At 57.7% G+C, this 19,386-nt stretch carries 18 protein-coding genes; 11 read left to right on the top strand and 7 right to left on the bottom strand.

Annotation, left to right across the window (positions count from 1 at the left end):
• Nucleotides 1-140: 140 nt before the first annotated feature.
• From AC2FH6_RS15335 to AC2FH6_RS15315, 5 genes are read left to right on the top strand one after another with little or no spacing between them, the layout of a single operon-like run.
• Nucleotides 141-1,475 carry an NAD(P)/FAD-dependent oxidoreductase gene (locus AC2FH6_RS15335; protein WP_496703426.1) on the top strand — a complete coding sequence of 445 codons (1,335 nt, stop codon included), beginning with the start codon at nucleotides 141-143 and terminating at the stop codon, nucleotides 1,473-1,475.
• Nucleotides 1,426-1,971 carry a hypothetical protein gene (locus AC2FH6_RS15330; RefSeq protein ID WP_496703424.1) on the top strand — a complete coding sequence of 182 codons (546 nt, stop codon included), beginning with the start codon at nucleotides 1,426-1,428 and terminating at the stop codon, nucleotides 1,969-1,971. Before AC2FH6_RS15335 ends, AC2FH6_RS15330 begins: the two co-directional genes overlap by 50 nt.
• The gene (locus AC2FH6_RS15325; protein ID WP_496703422.1) at nucleotides 1,971-3,194 is read left to right on the top strand and encodes an MFS transporter; all 1,224 of its coding nucleotides are present in this window, start codon (nucleotides 1,971-1,973) and stop codon (nucleotides 3,192-3,194) included. Before AC2FH6_RS15330 ends, AC2FH6_RS15325 begins: the two co-directional genes overlap by 1 nt.
• Nucleotides 3,191-3,808 carry a DUF3833 domain-containing protein gene (locus AC2FH6_RS15320; protein WP_496692817.1) on the top strand — a complete coding sequence of 206 codons (618 nt, stop codon included), beginning with the start codon at nucleotides 3,191-3,193 and terminating at the stop codon, nucleotides 3,806-3,808. The genes AC2FH6_RS15325 and AC2FH6_RS15320 overlap by 4 nt, the downstream gene beginning before the upstream one ends.
• Complete coding sequence (locus AC2FH6_RS15315) at nucleotides 3,805-4,347, top strand: DUF3833 domain-containing protein (RefSeq protein ID WP_496703420.1); 543 nt, start codon at nucleotides 3,805-3,807, stop codon at nucleotides 4,345-4,347. Before AC2FH6_RS15320 ends, AC2FH6_RS15315 begins: the two co-directional genes overlap by 4 nt.
• 60 nt (nucleotides 4,348-4,407) lie before the next feature.
• On the opposite strand, the gene AC2FH6_RS15310 is transcribed toward AC2FH6_RS15315, so the two are convergent.
• The 6 genes from AC2FH6_RS15310 to AC2FH6_RS15285 all read right to left on the bottom strand — a co-directional run bounded on the left by AC2FH6_RS15310 (nucleotide 4,408) and on the right by AC2FH6_RS15285 (nucleotide 8,824).
• A complete protein-coding gene (locus AC2FH6_RS15310) occupies nucleotides 4,408-5,415 on the bottom strand; it encodes a porin (protein WP_496678480.1) in 1,008 nt (335 codons plus the stop codon).
• 442 nt (nucleotides 5,416-5,857) lie between these two features.
• Nucleotides 5,858-6,991, bottom strand: coding sequence for an energy transducer TonB family protein (locus tag AC2FH6_RS15305; protein ID WP_496703418.1), 1,134 nt, complete (start codon nucleotides 6,989-6,991; stop codon nucleotides 5,858-5,860).
• A complete protein-coding gene (locus tag AC2FH6_RS15300; protein WP_271951792.1) occupies nucleotides 6,988-7,365 on the bottom strand; it encodes an ExbD/TolR family protein in 378 nt (125 codons plus the stop codon). Before AC2FH6_RS15300 ends, AC2FH6_RS15305 begins: the two co-directional genes overlap by 4 nt.
• A gap of 4 nt (nucleotides 7,366-7,369) precedes the next feature.
• On the bottom strand, nucleotides 7,370-7,735 hold the full coding sequence (locus AC2FH6_RS15295) for a biopolymer transporter ExbD (protein WP_496703416.1): 366 nt from the start codon (nucleotides 7,733-7,735) through the stop codon (nucleotides 7,370-7,372).
• Nucleotides 7,728-8,393, bottom strand: a complete 666-nt coding sequence (locus tag AC2FH6_RS15290; RefSeq protein WP_496697937.1) for a MotA/TolQ/ExbB proton channel family protein — start codon at nucleotides 8,391-8,393, stop codon at nucleotides 7,728-7,730. The genes AC2FH6_RS15295 and AC2FH6_RS15290 overlap by 8 nt, the downstream gene beginning before the upstream one ends.
• Nucleotides 8,390-8,824, bottom strand: a complete 435-nt coding sequence (locus AC2FH6_RS15285) for a hypothetical protein (protein ID WP_496703414.1) — start codon at nucleotides 8,822-8,824, stop codon at nucleotides 8,390-8,392. The genes AC2FH6_RS15290 and AC2FH6_RS15285 overlap by 4 nt, the downstream gene beginning before the upstream one ends.
• A gap of 448 nt (nucleotides 8,825-9,272) precedes the next feature.
• On the opposite strand from AC2FH6_RS15285, the gene AC2FH6_RS15280 reads away from it, so the two are divergent.
• The 6 genes from AC2FH6_RS15280 to AC2FH6_RS15255 all read left to right on the top strand — a co-directional run bounded on the left by AC2FH6_RS15280 (nucleotide 9,273) and on the right by AC2FH6_RS15255 (nucleotide 17,966).
• Nucleotides 9,273-12,476 carry an adenylate/guanylate cyclase domain-containing protein gene (locus AC2FH6_RS15280; protein WP_496692823.1) on the top strand — a complete coding sequence of 1,068 codons (3,204 nt, stop codon included), beginning with the start codon at nucleotides 9,273-9,275 and terminating at the stop codon, nucleotides 12,474-12,476.
• Nucleotides 12,477-12,529: 53 nt separating this feature from the next.
• Nucleotides 12,530-13,411, top strand: coding sequence for an encapsulin (locus AC2FH6_RS15275; RefSeq protein ID WP_271951782.1), 882 nt, complete (start codon nucleotides 12,530-12,532; stop codon nucleotides 13,409-13,411).
• A 14-nt stretch (nucleotides 13,412-13,425) separates the two neighbouring features.
• Nucleotides 13,426-14,253: a DUF3237 domain-containing protein gene (locus tag AC2FH6_RS15270; RefSeq protein WP_496703412.1), complete on the top strand. Its 828-nt coding sequence runs from the start codon at nucleotides 13,426-13,428 to the stop codon at nucleotides 14,251-14,253.
• Nucleotides 14,246-16,294 (top strand): hydroxysqualene dehydroxylase, encoded by a 2,049-nt coding sequence (locus AC2FH6_RS15265; protein ID WP_496703410.1) that lies wholly within the window; start codon nucleotides 14,246-14,248, stop codon nucleotides 16,292-16,294. Before AC2FH6_RS15270 ends, AC2FH6_RS15265 begins: the two co-directional genes overlap by 8 nt.
• A 3-nt stretch (nucleotides 16,295-16,297) precedes the next feature.
• Entirely contained in the window at nucleotides 16,298-17,368 is a 1,071-nt protein-coding gene (locus tag AC2FH6_RS15260) for a polyprenyl synthetase family protein (protein WP_496703408.1), read from the top strand.
• 133 nt (nucleotides 17,369-17,501) lie between these two features.
• The gene (locus tag AC2FH6_RS15255; RefSeq protein ID WP_496703406.1) at nucleotides 17,502-17,966 is read left to right on the top strand and encodes a hypothetical protein; all 465 of its coding nucleotides are present in this window, start codon (nucleotides 17,502-17,504) and stop codon (nucleotides 17,964-17,966) included.
• 511 nt (nucleotides 17,967-18,477) lie between these two features.
• Here AC2FH6_RS15255 and AC2FH6_RS15250 read toward each other — a convergent pair.
• On the bottom strand, nucleotides 18,478-19,374 hold the full coding sequence (locus AC2FH6_RS15250) for an alpha/beta fold hydrolase (RefSeq protein ID WP_496703404.1): 897 nt from the start codon (nucleotides 19,372-19,374) through the stop codon (nucleotides 18,478-18,480).
• Nucleotides 19,375-19,386: the final 12 nt, after the last annotated feature.

The following is a 19,386-nucleotide window of genomic DNA, read 5'->3' as shown; positions in this document are numbered from 1 at the left end:
CACGGCCAGTTTGGATCACCTTCGGTTGCTCGCGGTGAGGCCGCTAAATTGCAGCCGCACCTGAAAAACCCCTGTCTTGAATGATCCAATCCTGCTCCTACTGCGTATTCATTATCAAAACGTCACGTAACGAGGCTATCATGTTCGACGAAACCCAAAGGGGCAGGAAAAAAATCGCCATAGTTGGCGCAGGCATTTCAGGCCTTTCAGCGGCTTATTATCTTTCCGAAAACAATGGCGTGACACTCTTTGAGGCTGAACCCAGGCTTGGCGGGCATGCCCGCACGGTCACGGCGGGAAAAAATGGCGATCAGCCCGTCGATACCGGTTTTATCGTCTTCAACTATGCCACCTACCCTTACCTGACACGGTTGTTCGATACGCTGAACGTGCCTGTCGAAAAATCCGAGATGAGCTTTGGTGCGACCATCGACAACGGGCGCATCGAATACGGGCTGAACAACCTGCGCACTCTTACGGCGCAGAAACGCAATCTTGCGCGGCCGGCCTATTACAAGATGATCGCCGACATCCTGCGTTTTGGCAGAGAGGCCCCGGACGCAGCCAAGGACGATGACACAACCATCGGAGAGCTGGTTGATCAGCTGCGGTTGGGGCACTGGTTTCGGCACAATTACCTGATGCCCATGTGCGGGGCGATCTGGTCGACCCCGGTTGAATTTGTGGATCAATTCCCGGCGCGGTCGCTGGTGCAGTTCTTTCGCAATCACGCTCTGCTGGCCAATGGCCGCGCCAATCAGCACCAATGGTACACGGTCAAGGGCGGCAGCATTGAATATGTCCGCCGGATTGACGCCACCCTGCGTGCCCGCGGGGCCGAAATACGTCTGGCCAGCCCCGTTCAGAGGGTTCAGCGCAATGAGATAGGCGTGACCGTTCACAGCCAAGGCCAGTCGGATCAGTATGATGAGATCATTCTGGCCACCCACTCGGATCAATCCCTTGCCATTCTGGGCCAGGATGCCACCCCAGCCGAAGCAGCCGCGCTTGGCGCGATCCAGTATCAGCCCAACACGGCCATCCTGCATTGCGATCCGTCGCAGATGCCCAAACGCCGGGCCTGCTGGTCCAGCTGGACCTATCGCTCGCAGGCCGGGAATGTCGGGGTGACCTATTGGATGAACAGGCTGCAGAATATTCCCGACAGTGACCCGCTGTTTGTGACGCTGAACGCCTCATCCGAGATCGCCGCCGACAAGATCTATGATCAGGTCGAATTCGCCCATCCGGTTTTTGACAAGGCCGCACTTTGGGCACAGGGGCAAATCCGCGAGATGCAGGGACAGAACCGCACCTGGTTTGCGGGCGCCTATAACCGGCATGGGTTTCACGAAGACGGGATTGCCAGCGCCATGCATGTCGTCGAGCGGATCACTGGCAGCCCGCAAACCATCGGAGCAGACAATGGCACCCCCGAACAGATCGCGGCCATCCCTGTTGCGGCCGATCTTTGAGCTGTTGCGCCAGGCCATTCTGGCGCTGGCGATGGTGCTGCCCTGCGGTTTAGCGGCGTCACCTCTGGCTGAACGGTTGGGCGATCCACAGGTTCTGGGCAGCTCTACGTTCCGGTTTCTGGGTTTGCCCGTTTACGATGCTAGGCTTTATACGCCCGGCGGCGCACCGTTTAACTGGAATCAAGAGTTCGGACTGAAACTGACATACCGCAAATCCATCGCGCAGAAGGCTCTGATCAAGTCGACGCTTGACGAAATGGTGCGACAGGGCAACCCGACACCAACCGCCGATCAGTTGCAGGCCTGTTTTCAGGCCGTCAGCAAAGGCGACAGCTATCTGGCAATCCCGGAGGGTCCGGACAAGATCGGGTTCTGGCGCAATGGCAGCAGAACATGCACCTTGTCGAGCCCGGGCATCACGCGCGCATTCATATCGATCTTTCTTGGCAGCAACACCAGATCGGCCAACTTTACCCGGCAGTTGAAGGGTCAGTGATGCTGTATCCCCGGGTCAGTCTCTATGCGTTGATGCTCGCCGCTGCAGGCATCCCGCTTTACATTCACCTGCCGCGTTTTGCGGCGGTCAATCTGGGCATTGGCCTTGGGGTGATCGGCGCCGTCCTGTTGCTGATCCGTTTGGTTGACCTTGTGCAGGATCCCCTGATTGGCTGGGCGATTGACCGGTGGCCTGGTGGCCAGCTTTTGTTTGCTGCCCTCGCCGCACTTGGGCTGGCCGTTGGCTTCCCGCTGCTGTTCACTCTGTCTGAGGGCGCGTCCGTTGCCAGTTTGGTGGCCATCCTTATCCTGCTGTTTTCAGCCTACAGCCTGGGAACCATCCTGCTCTATGGCCGCAGCGCCACGTTGGCCAAAACGCCCACCCCGTCCGAGCTGATGACACTCGCCGCCTATCGCGAGGGCGGGCAGCTAACCGGCGTGATACTTGCCGCAAGTGCCCCCGCGCTGTTTGTCGCCTTTGGCGCGCAGGCGCAGGGCTATCCTGCGTTCGGGCTGTTTTTGGGCCTCATCGCCATTCTGACATTTGTCCTGACGGCCCCGATCTGGCGACGCGCGCCGATAAACGGACAAGCCCTGACCTTTTCCGGGCTCGGCGATGCCGGTGCGCTGCGCCTGCTGGTTCTTGCGCTGATCAACAGCTTGCCGGTCGCCATCACCTCTACCCTGTTTCTGTTTTTTGTCGAAGACCGGCTGCAACTGCCAGGCATGGCAGGACCGCTGTTGATCTTGTTCTTCCTCAGCGCGGGGGCAAGCGTGCCCCTTTGGGCGCGGCTCAGCAATCGGATTGGCCCGAAACAGACCCTAATGATCGCCATGCCGCTGTCGATTGCGGCCTTTGTCAGCGCCGCGACGCTGTCAACCGGCAGCCTAGCCGGGTTCGCCCTGATCTGCATTGCATCGGGCGCCGCACTTGGGGCGGATATGGTGGTGCTGCCGGCCATGTTCTCGGTCGCTCTGACACGCGCAGGTCTGAACGCATCCGCCGCATTCGGCATCTGGTCATTCGCGGGCAAGCTGGGGCTGGCCCTGGCGGCCTTTTTCACCCTTCCATTGCTGGAACGCAGCGGATTCACTCCGGGACAGGCAAATTCAGCCGAGGCGCTGCAAACGCTCAACCTCGCCTATGCCATTTTGCCCTGCATCCTGAAACTCGGCGCGTTTGGAATGGTCCTGACGCTGCCAACTGAGGTCTCAGCCAAATGAAACTACTTGCTATAGCCCTGCTCATCATCTTCGCCCTGTCCATTGCAAAGGGGCGCTATCTTAGCTTTCGGGCCCAATCGCCTGAGGATTACAGCGGTACCGGCCCCGCCTTTGAAATGAAGGAAAACCTGAACGGGGAGATCCTGTCCGAAGGGCTGATCTATGGCCCCGACGGCAAGATGTCGAACAGCTTTGTCGCCCGTATGGTCGGGGAATGGGACGGCAACACAGGCACCCTGACCGAGAATTTCACCTATTCCAACGGCAAGAAGATGGCCCGCAAATGGTATCTGACTCTGGGCACAGGAAACACATTCATCGCGACAGCAGATGACATCGTGGGCGAAGGGCGCGGCACGGTCTCGGGCTCGACCGTAAAGCTGACCTACAAGATCATCCTGCCCGAGGACGCAGGGGGACACACGCTGGACGTAACCGACTGGATGTACCTGACGGAAAGTGGCGTGATCATGAACCGGTCCGAGATGCGAAAGTTCGGCATCAAAGTCGCCGAGCTGATCGCCACCATGCGCCCGGCGCCCTCCACCAAATCAGCCTATCTGGACCGGGCGAATGGCCATGACACCGCCGCTGAAACACGGGTGCTGCAATGAAACCACGTCGTCTTGTCATCGCGGGCCTTGCTGTTCTGGGGCTGACCGTTCTGGCTGCCTGCTCCGCCAAACCCCGAACCCCCAAGACCTTTTTGTCCGATCGGCAGTTGAACCTGGAAGAGTTCTTTGAGGGCCAGACTGTGGCCTATGGTCAATTTCAGGATGTTCTGGGCAATTTGCCACGCCGGTTCACTGTTGATATCAATGGCACATGGGATGGCGAGACGCTGACCCTGATCGAGGATTTCGTCTATGACAACGGCGCAACCGAGCAGCGCGCCTGGACCCTGACCAAAACCGGCGAGGATACCTGGACCGGCACAGCCCCCGGCGTGCTGGGCACCGCCAGCGGGATCGAGCGTGGTGACACGTTCAACTGGACCTACAAGATCGACCTGCCCGTCAAGGATGGGACCATGCGGGTCGATTTCGATGACTGGATGTGGCTGCTGAGCGATGACCGGCTGCTGAACCGGGCCTATGTCTCGCGCTATGGCATCCGGCTGGGTGAGGTCATTTTGTTCTTTGAAAAGAAATAGTCAGACAGAAAAAGGGCGAACCCGAAGGCCCGCCCTTAGATCAATCTGGTTCAGATCAGCTTAGAAGTTGAACTGAGCACCAAAGTCGGCACGGATCTTGCCGTCGTCGTCGCCATCTTTGATCTCGCCAACTGCACCACGCAGCGATACACCGCCGCCCAGGTCATAGATGGCGCCAACACCGATATTGCGGGTGTCGTCGTCAGCCGAACCGTCACCGTAAACCAGCTGCAGCGTGGTTGCCGCACCCAGATCATAGGCGACCGAGAAACCATAAGCGGTGCCATCTTCGGCGTCGTTGTTGACGTCATCGTCAGCCACGAACAGGGTGCCGTAGAAATCGCCCAGTTCTGCACCAAGGGTCAGAACAGTCAGGCTTTCCTTGTCAACGCCTGCGCCTTCATCAGTTTCACCATATGCCAGCGAGGCTGTGAAGTTGTTGAAGGTGTAAGATGCGCTTACGTCCCAGCGATCACGGTCGTCAGTGATGCCTGCGCCCAGGAATTTCGTGTCCTGGTCATAGGATGCCGAGAATGCCAGATCGCCAACGGTGTAGCGGAAGAACACAGCATTCGCGCCCGTGCCGGTTGAGCTGTATTCCAGGAAGGAATAGTTCACGCCCGAATACTGACCCAGGAATTCTTCCAGGCCCGGCTCGGTACCGAAGTAGTCATCCAGGTTGTCGAACGAACCCGAAACGTTACCGGCGTCAACACGCAGGCCGCCATAGATAACCGAGAAACGGGCGCCATTCAGGCCAGCTTCGTTCTGCTCGCCGGTGCTTGAATCGTCATCCGCCTGCAGACGAACACGGCCCTGGAATTCAACGCCGCCATCTGTTTCGGCACTGGCGTCGATGTTCAGACGAAAACGCGACACCAAAATGGTATCGTCGGTCGAGGCGTTGTTTGAATTGACCGCACCAGACGCGGTCGTTGTGGTGGTGGTTGCTGAACGGTCTTCTTCATAGCCCAGACCAAAGCGGCCATAGCCGCTGAATTTGACTTCCGCGGCAGCAACACTGGCGGTTGCAATCAGCGCGGTCGATGCGATGAGTACGTTTTTCATGGTTAATCCATAAGTTTTGAGAGGAGTAGTGCCACCGAAGCGGCGGCTAAATTCGTCGAATAATTTCAACATGGGCACAATAGCGAGACGGGATTTTCCACGCCCTCTGCCTGCAACGGTGTTGCCACTTTGCACCGGGCAAAAAGGCCGCAGGGCGCAGATATTCAAGCTTTTCGAGCACTTTGTTCGCCCATTGGAAACGTTACAAAAATTTGAACGCAAAAAAGCCAGACCACCTCTTTAAACCGGGAATTATTGACAGGTCACATGATTCAGGGATTCTCGGTCCCTAGCCCTGTTGTGACTGCAGCCCAATTTCAGGTGAGTCGCAATCTGAGATTCCGCGTTCCGGGTATTGCCTCGTCCAAGACCACGCCCATTCAGACGGCATAATGCCCAGCCGCGCCTCGGGTCGGATGCGATCCTGCTACGGCACCATATGCTAGTTGCTGCTATAGAAAAATGATAGGCTGCGGCTGACACCGCCGGGGGGCAACGGGAAAGGCGACGCCGCGCGAACCTGCGCCTTGGCAGCACGGTCGACTTCGGGGGATCCAGAGCTGTCGACCACATCGACAAAGGCCAAGGTTCCATCCGGGTTGATCTGAAAAAAGACCTGAGCGAAACCGCGCGCCGAAACATAGACCAAAGGCGCCCGGTTCAGATGCATGAGCACACGGCCAGCATAATTGGTTTTGGTGGAATTGCCTGGCCCCCTTCCCCCTGAACCGGCACTGGTGTTGCCGCGTGTGAACGGGTCAATTCCCGCGCGTTTGTACTGCGACAGCGGGGATTCGACCTCTTTCTCAGGGAACCGCAGATCACTGAAATCGTTGGAGCCCGGCAAGACGCCCTGCGGTTTGGAACTAGGCCGTTGATCCGGTAGCTTCGGACGCACCGAAGAGGTCAGTGCCGTCTCTGTCTCTTCCTCCGCCTCAGGTTCGGGTTCGGGCTCGACAAGTGGGATGTCGACCTCGGGCGTCTCAGCTATCAGCGGTATCTCTGGAACCGGTGATGGTTCGGGCGTTGGAACCTCGGTCAAGGCCGGGTCAAGCGCTGCCTGTTCTTCGGCTTGCGCCGGGCTGGCTTCGGGCTCTCCCTCCGGTGTTTCGGCCTGTTCACTGGGTTCGGCCAGAGGCGTGGCATCCGTGTCTTGGCTGGCGGCCTCATTCGTCTCCGAAGGTGTCTCAGACGCGGTTTCAGACGGCTCAACCGTTTCCGTCACCACGGGGCGCACAATTTCGGACTTGCCCAGATCGGGTGAAGGGACCTGCTGAGGGTTATCAGAGGCGACCAATGCTTCGCTGACCGGCACTTCTTCGGGTTCGGGTGCCGGTTCGGGCTCCAGTGGCTCTTCCGGTTCCGGTTCGGATTCGGGGGCGGGCTCGGGCTCAACCGGGTCCGCAACGACATCGGCAATCTCTTCGAACTCATTGCCCAGCGCAATGGCATCGGCCGGGCCTGCGGGTTCTGCGGGTTCCGTCAGATGGGGCGCTGTCACGCTCAACCCGCCTAAGTGAATCAACAGCGACACCAGCACCGCAATAGTCGCAATGACAACCGAGCGCCTGATCATTCCAGCGCCTTTTCGGTCACGACAAAGACCGACGTCGCCCCCAACCGCCGCAGAGTACCTGTCACCTCGATCAACCGGTGACCGGGCGCATCCCGGTCGGGCACGATCCGCACCGGCGCGGGGTCGCGGCCGGTCATATAGGCCTCGGGGGTCATCGGCTGGCCCCGAAAGCTGAGCAATCCGTTCTTGTGCAGAACCAACGCGTCGGGGGGCTCACTGCCCTCCAGTTCCGACGTATCCACAAGTTGCAGATCCGGATCCAGCGGCGGCGCGATGGTTCCAGTGATCAAAAAGAAGATCAGCATCAGAAACACGACATTGATCAAAGCAATGGTCGAATCGCGTTTGCGGCGGGGTCGAATATTGCGGATCATCGCCTCACTCCAACACCAGAACGCTCAACCCGTCGCGGCCACGCAACCGTACCAGCAGATTGACCAGCCTTTGCGAGGTTGTATCGGGGTCGAGGCTGACCAGGACCTGACCGGTGTTCACCTGTTCGACCACGTCGTCCAATGTGACCGGCACACCGTTCAGGATCAGGCGCTCTGAGCCCAACTGCAGAAACACCCGCTGACCCGTAACTTCGTCGACAGAGGCGCCACCGGTGGCGCTGCTTAATTCGATCTCGGCATATTTCGAGAATGTCGAGGTCAGCATGAAAAAGAGCAACAAGAGAAATATGATGTCGATGAGCGGCGTCATCGACATTGGCCGTCGCACAAATGGTGCAGAATTACGCATGATCTGCTGTCGTTGGGACAGCGGCCACCTGGGCAGAGTCTGACGATCCCCGCCCCGGAACAAGAACGGTCCTCAAGGCCTTGTCGGCAAAAACCCGTTCGCGCGCAGTGCGACTTTCGAACCAGGACAGGACCATCGAGGTCGGCATCGCCACGGCCAGACCAACCGCTGTGGTGACCAGCGCTACCCAGATACCGCCCGCAAGCAGCGAGGGATCAACCGACGATCCGGCAGTCTGAAGGCTCTGGAACGCTTCGATCATGCCAAGGACGGTGCCGAACAGGCCCAGCAGAGGCGCCAGCTGTGCCACGGTGTCCAGCAGGCGAAAGCCGCGTTCAAGGCCCGCCAAGGCCAACCCGGCCTCGGCATCCAGCCTTTGGTCCAACCCGGGCATGATGGGCGCATCCATGGCAGTGCTGACCAGCGGCGCAAGATAGCTGCGGCTTTCCGCCAGCTTGGCCCTTGCGGCCTGCGTGTCACCGGCATCCCAGGCCGCAAGCGCCTGGGACAGGATCTTGTGCCGACCGACACCGGAAACCGTGAATTGCCAAAGCTTGTACAGCGTGACGGCCAGCGTCACGATCGACATGGCGATCAGGACCGCAACCACCGGCCCGCCAAGGGCAACAATTTCACGCAAAGCATCAAGCGGGCTCATCTGAGAAACTCCACATCTGTTCGGTTGTTCAGGGTCAGGGCCGCGTCGCACAGATCGCTCTCGGCGCCTTCGACCGTACATGTATTGGATCCGTTGATCAGAATCCGGCCAACATCGCCGCAGCTCATGTCCGCGATGCTGAACTGCCGCACCCGCAGACGTCCCGCAGGAATATCGCGGAAATTATACAGCGACAGGCTGACAACATTGCCCTCAGCGTTGAAGATCACGGTTTCATAATTGGCGGCCTCAATCTCGGCACCGGTCTGATTTTGCAACAGAAATGACAGTCGGCAGTTGCCATCGACCTGTTGCAGATTGTTCAGTTCCATCAACAGCCCAGCGCTTGGGTCCTCGGCGGATTGCGCAAGGGACATGGTTGGAATGCTAAGACAAAGGATCGCGAGTTTCGCCAGGCGGAAAGACGTCACAGGTATTCTCCCGGTAATTCAATGAAGACATCGAAGGCCGGCGTTTCGGTGCTGGCGCGTTATTCTTTTATCCAAGAGCTATGGCCCGCGAAAGGGCTCGCGACGCATTTGTGACCAACCGGCATATTTACGGCCATCCGGTCAGGCCACTGGTTTCCGGCCGGATTTACCTGAACCCCTGAGGCCATGTACCTGATGCCAATTAACCTCGGACCGACCGAAATTGCGTCTGAGTGGTCCGACCAAACCGGGCTGGTTCCGATTTGACAACAAAACCATTCATTTGGGAGGCTTGACCGCAATATCATAGCAATTCGGCCTGACATCTGCCACACTTGTTACCAAATTGGTCTGATACCACGTCAATCTTTTGGATTCGGCGCGATATTGACGCGAATGAGGCATGCAACGATGTGCCGAAGAAGTACCAGGGGGCAAGCGCTGATCAATGACGACTGTCATCGGGAAATCCACACGCCTTTCAACTATTCTGCAAAACGCCGATCTACATGACTTCAGCGCGCGGTTTCTCGAAGAAGGGATAGACGACGTAATATTGGACGAATTGACAGACCCGGAACTTCGAGATCTGGGTTTGACAGTCGGTCAAAGGAAACGTTTTCGGCAAACACAGGCAGAACTGAAGCTTCAGGAAGCGTCCGACAAACCCGCAATGTCCCGTGTGGCCGAACGGCGACAGCTGACGCTTGTATTCTGCGATCTGGTCGGGTCCACACAATTAGCACAGCGGCATGATCCGGAAGAGCTGATGCAGATCATGAATCTGTATCTGGACACCGCCATCGGCACGATGAAACAACACGGATGCCACCTGGCTTATAAGCAGGGCGATGGCATCATGATGTATTTCGGATATCCGAAAGCCACTGAAGATGATACCGAGCGCGCGGTGCGTGCGGTTTTGGAAACCATCGAAGCGGTTCAGAATCTGGAAAACAAGTTCGGTGAAAACCTGGACCTGCGCGCGGGAATCGCAACCGGAGTTGTCGTTGTCGGGGTTGTTTCCTCTGCCAGCCTGGGAACACAGGATTTCATTGTTGGCGAAACGGCCAACCTTGCCTCGCGCCTTCAGGGATTGGCCAATCCCGGTGAAGTTGTCGTCTCGTCCGAGACATGGCGCCTGACAAAAGGGGCCTTCAACTTTGAACCGCGCGGCAATCACGAATTGAAGGGATTTGATGGTGAGCGCTCGGTCTTCCGCGTTATTGACGAAAAGATCGCCGCCAGCCGGTTCGACGCGCGCACCGGCAAGTCGACGGTCAAATTGGTTGCCCGCGAAGACGACCTGACCGGCCTGACAGGGCTTTGGGATCATGTGCTGCGCGGATCGGGTCAGGTTGCGCTGGTTGGTGGCCCGGCCGGTATCGGGAAATCGCGCCTGATCAATTCCCTCAGCAAAACGCTGGGACAAAGGCCTATGACCCTGCAATGTGTCCCGCATCTTGCCAGTTTGCCCCTGCACCCGCTGCGTGCCGAGCTTCGACGGTTTGCAGGGGATGAGACTGATACCGACAAGGTAACCGAGTCGATCAGGAAATACGCGGAAAACGCCTCTCGTTTGACCGAAGAAGATGCTGCGCTGCTTTTGGATTTGGCCGGGTTTGAAACCGACGCTCCGGTCGAACCCGATCCGATCAAGAAAGCCCGCAAATCTTTGGACTTGCTGATCCGCTGTGCCGGGAGCATCTGCGATGAACGCGGGTCATTACTGTTGGTATTCGAAGATGTGCACTGGGCGGACGCAACCACGCTGGATGCCTTGGACGCGCTGATCGACGCCTTGGACCAGTTGCCCATCCTTGTGGTTCTGACGCACCGCCCTGAATACGAGCCTCCGGAACATTTTGAAGGCCGCGCGTCAATCGTCGAATTGACACCTCTTTCGGTTCTCGAAGCGTCTGAACTGGTGCGCCGTGTTGCCGTACCGCGCAGCCTGCCGGTCACTTTGGTCAGACAGATTGTCGAAAAAGCCGATGGTGTACCGCTTTATATCGAGGAAATGACCAAGGCGGTTCTGGATCAACTGCCGCAGGACGTGCCCATCGACGCCGGGGTAATGGGAACCCTCAGTATCCCCGCAACTCTTCATGACTCGCTGATGTCGCGGCTGGACCGGATGGAAAATGCGCGACCTGTAGCGCAGTTGGGATCCGTGATTGGCCGCAGCTTCACGTCGGCGATGATCCATGCGGTAGCACCCAAGGACACGGATGTGGAATCGGCATTGATCCAACTGATCGGTGCAGGTCTGGTATCCATCACCAGCGAAGCCGGGGCGCCGACTTACACGTTCCACCATGCGCTGGTGCAGGACACTGCGTACCAGTCGCTTTTACTTGAAGACCGGGAACAGATTCACCTGAAAATCGCCAAAGAATTGCTGGCCGGTCACAAGGCTTTTGGTAACCCTACACCGGATACCGTGGCGCATCACTGCGATCTAGGCGGTCTGAAGGGCGAGGCTGTTACCCACTGGGTTCTGGCTGGTGAACAGGCCCTCAGCCGCCTTGCGAACCTACCGGCGATTGCCGCTTTTCAGGCCGCATTGCGCAATATCGAAACGATGCCCGGCGGTCCCGAACGAGATGGGGTAGAGCTTGGCGTTCAGATGAATGTGTTGCCTGCGTTCATGGCGATACACGGTTGGTCATCCACACAGGTTGGGCAGACCGCAGCCCGTGCGATGCATCTTGCACAGGCGCTGGGTGCGGGCGAAACCCTGTTTGCCGCGACCTTCTGCCGATGGACGCATTTCTTTGTGTCGGGCCAGATGAACCGCGCACTTGAGATGGCGCAGGCCCTTGACGGCATGGCCAGCCTTGCACCGGATCCGGTTACAAACGTCCTTGCTGCTCGAGCGCTCAGCTATACTCATTATTTCCGCGGCGAGTTCGCCGATTGCGAAAGACAGCTTGAACGGGGCCTTGCCCTGATCACGCCCGAGCTTGACATGGCCATGATGCCGATGACCCAGTCCTCGACCAGCGCGTCGTTCTTTGCCATTCAGGGCTGTCTTCTGTGGCAGCTTGGCAAATTCGACGAGGCCGAAGAGGCCCGCCTGAAGTCGATCGAAATCAGCAAGCCGTTCGAACACGCCCCCAACCTTGTCTACATTATGGGCGCGTCGTCGATGTTCCTTCCGTATGCGGGCGAATGGGACTTGCTGGACGATACGATGAACGAAGCGCGTCGGATCGCGGACGAAGAAGGGTTCCTGTATCTTCACGCAATGCAGGATATCTATCTGGGTCTGGCTCAGGCGGGCAAAGGTGACGTGATCGGGGGGGCTGCTCGTGTCGGGACCTATATGGACCTTGTGTCCCAGGCTGGCGGCAACTTTACCTTCCCGCAAAACCAGATTGTCCTGTCCGAGCTGTTGATCGATCAGGGTCATATCGAGGATGCCCTGAACCGGCTTGAACATGTTTGCACGCCCGGGTGGGAGCGTGGAGAGATGCTGAACAAGCCAGAATATCACCGTGTGCGCGCCAAAGCATTGGCCGCCCGTGGCGACCTTGACCAAGCTGTCACCGAGGCAAATCAAGCCCTGCAGCTTGCACGTGACATCGGGGCAGTTGTTCAAGAGAAACGCGCTCTGGATTGCCTGAACAAATTTGCTAAAACGTTATGAAATTAGATAGCTGCCAGATTTAACCGCGCAGTGCCATCCAGAAGGGGGAGACGATGACCGAAGCACTTGAATTGGACCAGCAGCAGTGGGACGCTGTGAACAAGGCCGTCCACGATGAAGCGTTGCGCGCGCGTATTGCTGCCAGTTTTCTGCCGCTCTACGGCCCGCTACCGGCTGATACCCAATCGGTTCCTCTGAACAAGCTTGAACTGGTTCCCGAAGCGACCGGTCCAAAGATGCGCTTTGGCGTGAATGATTTTGATACGACGCGGCTGTCGACAGTGTCCGTGAACGTCCATGTCAAAGGCGCACAGCTTGCAGATCCCGAACTGGCCGCCGCGCTGATCATGTTCCGCCGGGCGGCTGCCATTGTCGCACGGGTCGAGGATGAGATCATTTTCAACGGTCAGGCCGGCACCGGTGAAGGCCCCCAACCCGCGCCCGGCGCACCCGTCACGCTGCCCCCAGTTTATACCGTAAGCGGTGGTGGAAAATACGAAGGCCTGCTGGAAGCGGGGGAGGCACAACCCATTTCCAGCGGTTCCAAGAAAAAGCCTACCGGCCCCGAGGTATTCGAGGCCGTGGTTGCGGGTATCAGTCAACTGGAATCCCTGGGTCATCTTGGACCCTATGCCTGTGTGATGGGTAACGGCCTGTTCCAGGCGGTCACGACACCGATGGAAAACTCGATGGTCCTGCCCCGCGACAGCATTCTGCCATTTCTGGACGGGCCGCTGCTGCGGTCTGGCGCATTTCCGGTGAACAAGGCCGTGCTGGTGTCTTTGCAGGGCGCACCGGTTGAGATTGTTGTGCCTTCTGACATTGCTGTCAAATATCTGCAGACCTCGGCAGATGGCGATCATATCTTCCGCGTTCAGCAGAAATTCCGCCTTAGGATCAAAGAAGCTCAGGCTATCTCGACCATCACGTGCTGACCGGCGCGATGGGTATGCGGGAATTCAGCGACGGCGGGGTCACCCTGCGCTGGTCCGAGGCCGCCTTTCAAGCAGCCACCGGGGTACAGCGGGTTCTGGTTGAGGCCGGGCCTGCGATATCTCCGCATGACACGCTGCGCCTGTTCTATCGCGAAGGCGGCGGACCTGAGCGGGCTGTCCGTGGGTGGCCACTGGGTCAGGATCCACAAACGGGGTTGCAACAATTTGCAGCGGCCCTGCCCGTTCCCGCTGTGGGAAAACAGATGACCTGGCGGCCGGTTCTGACCTCGGGCGGGCGCGATTATGACCCCGGAAACGCGGTCGCGCCGAAACCAGAAGATCGCGCGCCAAAACACGAGACATCCAGTCCGGTGCTGGATCATATCGCCCATTTTGAGGTGCCGTTTTCGGGCAAATTCAACCCATCGGGTGAAACTCCCGATGGCATATGGCTGCATTTTGCGATCAAAGAAGGCGGTACCGTGACCGGCCCGAACCTGAACGGAACGATCGAGCCCGTGGGCGGAGACTGGATGCGCGTGCGCCCTGATGGCGTGGGTATTCTGCATGCCAAGGCGCTGATCAATCCGACAACCGGCGGTGCCCCGGTCATGTTCGACGATACCGGGATCTGCGATTTCGGTACGGATGGCTATGCCGCCCTTGCCAAGGGCAAGCTGCCACCCAGTGCCCCGGTTCGGCTGGCACCCCGGTATCTGACCTCGAATCCGCGTTATATGTGGATCAACCGTCTGCAGGGTTTCGGGATCGGAGAGGCCAGCCTGTCCGACATCACCCTGCGATTTGACGTCTATTCCGCGAAAGGAACATCCGATGGCTGAAAAGGTGGTCATATTAGGCGGAGGCGTCGGCGGGATGAGCGCCGCGCATGAGCTGATCGAACGGGGTTTCGAAGTCGAAGTGTATGAGCGTCAGCTTATCGCCGGTGGCAAGGCCCGCAGCATTCCCGTGCTTGAAGGTGAAGACGATCACGGTTCGAAAGAGGAACATATCAGAGCGCTGAAAGACTGGATCGGGATGCACGGCTATGACCTGCCACCCGGTGTCAAACGTCCCTGGTTGCCCGGTGAACATGGGTTCCGGTTCTTCCCCAACTTCTACCGGCACATCACCAATACGATGTCGCGCACGCCCTATTATGACAAGGGCACCTGCTACGACAATCTGGTTCCGACAACCCAGGTATTGGTCAGCCAGTTCGACCACCCCGGTATCATCGTACCCGAGCGGTTTCCACAATCGCTAAAAGAGGTCGCCAATGCGCTCAAGACCTTTGCCTATACAATCTCGCCGCGCAACGAAATCGACTTTGAGGATATCGAACATTTCCTTGGTTGCATGTGGCGCATTGCGACCTCGTGCAAAGAGCGCCGGTTCGATGAGTATGAACGTATCGGCTGGTGGGAATTCATCGGCGCCGCGGAGCGGTCCGAGGCCTATCAGAAGTTTCTGGCAATCGGCCTGACCCGGTCACTGGTGGCAGCCAAAGCGACAACCGCAAGCACCAAGACCGTTGGCGATGTCGCCATTCAACTGCAGCTTGGGATCGCAACACCTGAGGCAACCAGCAACAGGCTGCTGAACGGGCCGACCAACCTGGTCTGGATTCAGCCTTGGCTGGAATATCTGAAAAGCCGGGGTGTGGTGTACCATTTCGATTCCAAGGTGACCGGGATTGAATGCCGAAACGGCCGAATTGTCAGCGCCACTGTTGAACAGGACGGCACGCAAAAGCAGGTCACCGGCGACTGGTTCATCAGCGCCCTGCCCGTTGAACGCATTGCACCTTTGGTGACGCCGGCTATGACAAAGGTAGATCCGGGTCTGGCCAAGCTGCCATTGCTTGCCGAAGACGTGCAGTGGATGAATGGCATACAGTTTTACCTGACCAAGGATGTTGAACTGGCCCATGGCCATGTGATCTTTATCGACAGCCCTTGGGCGCTGACGGCTGTTTCGCAAAAACAATTCTGGTCCCAGATAGATTTTGAAAACTGGGCCGACGGTAAGACCAAGGGATTGCTCTCGGTCGATATTTCCGAATGGGACAAGCCGGGCACAAACGGAAAAACCGCGCGCGACAGCTCTCGTGAAGAAATCGCCAAAGAAGTCTGGGAACAGCTCAAACGCAGCCTGAACGTTGATGGCAACATCGTCCTCAGGGATGAAGAACTGCACTATTGGTTCCTGGATCCCGACATCGTCGAGGACCCAGATCATCCTGCCCGAGAAAGCAATGTCGAACCGCTGTTGGTAAACCGCATTAACAGCTGGCGGCTGCGGCCCGAAGCGGCGACGCTGATTCCGAACTTTATGCTTGCGTCCGACTACGTCCGGACCAACACCGACCTGGCCACCATGGAAGGCGCAAATGAGGCTGCCCGAAGAGCCGTCAATGCCATCCTACGGCGCAGTGGTTCTGAGGCGCAGCCCTGTGAAATCTGGGATCTGCATGAGCCCGACATCCTGCAACCCCTGCGGGCCTATGACTATGCCCGATATCAGGCGGGTGAGCCCTGGGATGAACGCTTTGCCATCGCTGTCGAGGCCGCTTTGCGCATGGGACAAGACGCCACCGGCACCAAACGTGGTGGGCAAGGACCGCTGGCCGCGATTGGTCCGCTGACGGCCGAATACTCCAAGCCTGGCGGAATTGTCGAAGACCCTGCGATCTCGGACGCGTTGCGCATGGTCGCGGCACCTCCAGAGCTCTATAATCTGATGGCCGCGCATCTGCCGGGCCGGGACACACCGATCCCCGGCGCGGACTTTGCCGAAGATCTGGCGATCGGCATTGTCGAGGCGACCACACCGCCAACCGACACGTCCGGTCGCAAAGTCATCATCACACAGAAGGGCTGACAGGTGACTGTTCCCAAGGCGCAGCCGGCATCCGCGGCCACGCAAGGCTTCCTTGAGCAACTGACGCGTTATGGCGATCAGGCGCGCAAGGTACTGTTAGACAAAATGCCAACGGGTGAGCCGCAAGCCTATCTCTATGGGCCTATGCGAGACTATATCGAAACCTCGGGCAAAGGACTTAGACCTGCCCTTCTTCTGGCCACGTGTGAAGCATTCGGCGGAAAGGCCGAGGATGCCGAAATTGCTGCTGCGGTCATCGAATTGCTGCACAATGCATTTCTGGTTCATGACGATATCGAAGACCTCAGCGATTTCCGAAGGGGTCGGGAATGTATGCACAAACGTCTTGGTGTGCCTTTGGCGATCAATATCGGCGACGGCATGCAATCTCTGGCGCTGAGCCTGCTGCGCCAGAACCTCGGCCCTCTGGGCCCGATGACCGGCGCGCGCGTGGTGGACGAGTTTGATCACCTGCTGAAAGAGTCGATCGAGGGCCAAGCTCTTGAATTGGGATGGATAAAAGACAATCGCCTTGACCTTAGCCCGTCCGACTACCTGACCATGTGTCTGAAGAAAACCTGCTGGTACAGCTTCATTCACCCGATGCGTATAGGTGCCCTGATCGCGCGCCCGGACGATGTCGCCTCCGGAGCGCTGAATCTGGATGACTTCAACGCGTTCGGCTTTTTTCTGGGGGCCGCCTTTCAGATCCAGGATGACGTTCTGAATCTTGTGGGAAGCCAGGGGAAATACGGCAAAGAGATCGGCGGGGATATCTACGAAGGCAAACGCACGCTGATGCTGGGACGTCTTGGGGCGCAGGCGGATCGGCAGGAACAGTCCCGACTGTCAGAGTTTCTGGAAAAGCCAAGAACGGCCCGTTCGGAGCAAGAGGTCGAATGGGTATTGGCGCGGATGAACCACTATTCTTGCATTGAATATGCTCAGGCCGCAGCAAATGACCTGCTTGCGGCGGCCCGTCGGGAATTCGATCTTGTATTTGCAAATACCAATGCGGCGCCGCGCGCGTTTCTTGGTCAGTTCATGGATTATCTGGTGGCGCGTCAGGTCTAACACTAGCCCTATTTTTTTTTGTAGATATTCAATATCTTAAATTTCGAAATCCCGTGAATCCACCGCCGAATCCAATACGCATTCCTTTCAAGTTTGTCATTTACTAAACGCTGTAGGCTGTGCACATTAAGCTATGCCTTATTTCGAGCGAAAACCATTTGTCAGCGCTCTCCGCACGGCCACCAAGGCCGTTCCGGAGCAGGATACACTTCCGATATCTCAGATCGCACGGGGCATTCTGAATGCGGAAAACAGCACCACACAACAGCTGGACGGACCCTTTCACTGCCGCAAGCCCTGCAGGCCCGGTGAGACAGGAACCATTCTCTTGTCCTTTGCTGCACCTGCCGGAGCAGACGTTGTCGACTTGCAGTTCGAACCGGGCGACATGATCAGCCGCGACGGCAACGTGTTGCCAACCGACAAGATGAGCATCCAACCTTCCGCAGTCCGTATTCCCCCGGGACAGGCCGTCGACGTTGCCGTAAGCCTCACCATTCATGATCTGGCAGAACCCGGCCAATATCAGGGGCGCGTATACACCAAAGGCAGCGAAAACACCGCCATCGTTGTCACCTTTGAGGTTGTGGCTGGCTAAAGTGATCCTGCCCCGATGGTACGGTGCAGTATTGCCCGTGGTCGGAGTTTTCTATTTCGATTGCACATATGCAGAAAAATAGCTTCGAAAAATATTTCGATTTGTAATCATCTGCCTCATACGAAGCTGGCACCGGGCGAGGCTAAACATGCGCCTCATAGATAGCTTAACTATTCCTGCCATTGGGCTGTTAGGTGCCGCAGACAACGTGAACGCAGAGCAAGAACAAACAGCTTTTTAAATCGGGTGAGATGGGTCGCCTTGGCACAAAAATCGACTAAAAGATTACCGGGCAAACGATTTAAACTGTTGAGCAACATCGACGCGCGAAGCGAAACGACCAGCCAGAATTGTCCCCCGTCTCTCGCATACGGAATCGAAGGCGGTCAGGCATCGCGCTTTGCTTCAACCACCTCACGCAGCCAAAAAAATGACGATGCCCTGAACCCAAATTGCGCGCACTCGGAATTGCCGCGATTGTCCGATTTGAGAACGCGCTTCTGCTCGATACTCAACCGCTCAAATCTTCTACGGCTTGACGCACAGCAGCGATCATCTGCGGTGCCAAACCGTTGTGACCCAGTCTCTCAATCTCCTCAAATTGAAGCTTTCCAGCTTGGGCAAAGGCACGGGCAGGTTCAATCGGGCATATTAGGTCATCCTCTCCATGGATCAAACGATGTGGGAGTACGGCGATTGTATTTGGATCTCCGGGGCCCGTAGCAGGTAGGAAGAAATTATTAAGCCAGTACCAAAGGTACACGCGGGTGCGATTTATGTCGCTTTGGGTGACGGCTGCCGGAAGCCGCACAGTGCCGGGTTGCGGTCCATGAAACGCATCTTCAAGGGCCATCACACGGCGGGCTGCCTCACGTGCTTGCGCGTCATTGTCTTCCATACGGGCAAACCATGCTATGGCAGGATGGAGCTGTTCAGTCGCGTCGAGAGGATCGAGAAACAGGCCGCGCGCACGCTGCCCGGCTTCGAAACGCTCTGCCCTATCGCGCAACATCCACTGGTCCATTGAAGGACGGCAGATATGCGTGCTGCGCACGATCAATGCGCGTACCCGATCAGGATGAGCGGATGCGTAGGCCAATGCCAGTGCGCCACCCCATGAACCACCCAGCACAATCCAATCTTTATATCCCAGGGCCATCCGGATGGCCTCGGCATCGCGTAGGGTGTGCTGAGTCGTGTTTGCTGTGACCCGACCAGCTCTGCCCGACAACCCTGTTCCGCGTTGGTCAAAAAGAACCACCCGATGGCGGTCGGCGTCGAAATAGGCTGTGTGCTGCGGGTTGAGACCCGACCCTGGCCCCCCATGGAAAATGAGCGCGGGCGTATCGCCATGCCCCCAAATCTGTACATTCAAGCCGTCTATTGGGACAGGTTTAAAAGTGTTCATCGGTAGGGCTGC

This window comes from Ruegeria sp. CDSC045 (assembly GCF_059610725.1).
The sequence above is the reverse complement of the archived record's forward strand: the minus strand, read 5'-3'. Positions and strand labels throughout refer to the sequence as shown.

What these genes read in the sequence shown, in the direction of transcription:
- AC2FH6_RS15330 (WP_496703424.1), top strand. Translation starts at nt 1,426, where the DNA reads ATGGCACCCCCGAACAGATCGCGGCCATCCCTGTTGCGGCCGATCTTT.
- AC2FH6_RS15305 (WP_496703418.1), bottom strand. Translation starts at nt 6,991, where the DNA reads ATGATCAGGCGCTCGGTTGTCATTGCGACTATTGCGGTGCTGGTGTCG.
- AC2FH6_RS15300 (WP_271951792.1), bottom strand. Translation starts at nt 7,365, where the DNA reads ATGATCCGCAATATTCGACCCCGCCGCAAACGCGATTCGACCATTGCT.
- AC2FH6_RS15250 (WP_496703404.1), bottom strand. Translation starts at nt 19,374, where the DNA reads ATGAACACTTTTAAACCTGTCCCAATAGACGGCTTGAATGTACAGATT.
- AC2FH6_RS15290 (WP_496697937.1), bottom strand. Translation starts at nt 8,393, where the DNA reads ATGAGCCCGCTTGATGCTTTGCGTGAAATTGTTGCCCTTGGCGGGCCG.
- AC2FH6_RS15325 (WP_496703422.1), top strand. Translation starts at nt 1,971, where the DNA reads ATGCTGTATCCCCGGGTCAGTCTCTATGCGTTGATGCTCGCCGCTGCA.
- AC2FH6_RS15315 (WP_496703420.1), top strand. Translation starts at nt 3,805, where the DNA reads ATGAAACCACGTCGTCTTGTCATCGCGGGCCTTGCTGTTCTGGGGCTG.
- AC2FH6_RS15335 (WP_496703426.1), top strand. Translation starts at nt 141, where the DNA reads ATGTTCGACGAAACCCAAAGGGGCAGGAAAAAAATCGCCATAGTTGGC.
- AC2FH6_RS15280 (WP_496692823.1), top strand. Translation starts at nt 9,273, where the DNA reads ATGACGACTGTCATCGGGAAATCCACACGCCTTTCAACTATTCTGCAA.
- AC2FH6_RS15255 (WP_496703406.1), top strand. Translation starts at nt 17,502, where the DNA reads ATGCCTTATTTCGAGCGAAAACCATTTGTCAGCGCTCTCCGCACGGCC.
- AC2FH6_RS15295 (WP_496703416.1), bottom strand. Translation starts at nt 7,735, where the DNA reads ATGCGTAATTCTGCACCATTTGTGCGACGGCCAATGTCGATGACGCCG.
- AC2FH6_RS15310 (WP_496678480.1), bottom strand. Translation starts at nt 5,415, where the DNA reads ATGAAAAACGTACTCATCGCATCGACCGCGCTGATTGCAACCGCCAGT.
- AC2FH6_RS15270 (WP_496703412.1), top strand. Translation starts at nt 13,426, where the DNA reads ATGCGGGAATTCAGCGACGGCGGGGTCACCCTGCGCTGGTCCGAGGCC.
- AC2FH6_RS15265 (WP_496703410.1), top strand. Translation starts at nt 14,246, where the DNA reads ATGGCTGAAAAGGTGGTCATATTAGGCGGAGGCGTCGGCGGGATGAGC.
- AC2FH6_RS15320 (WP_496692817.1), top strand. Translation starts at nt 3,191, where the DNA reads ATGAAACTACTTGCTATAGCCCTGCTCATCATCTTCGCCCTGTCCATT.
- AC2FH6_RS15275 (WP_271951782.1), top strand. Translation starts at nt 12,530, where the DNA reads ATGACCGAAGCACTTGAATTGGACCAGCAGCAGTGGGACGCTGTGAAC.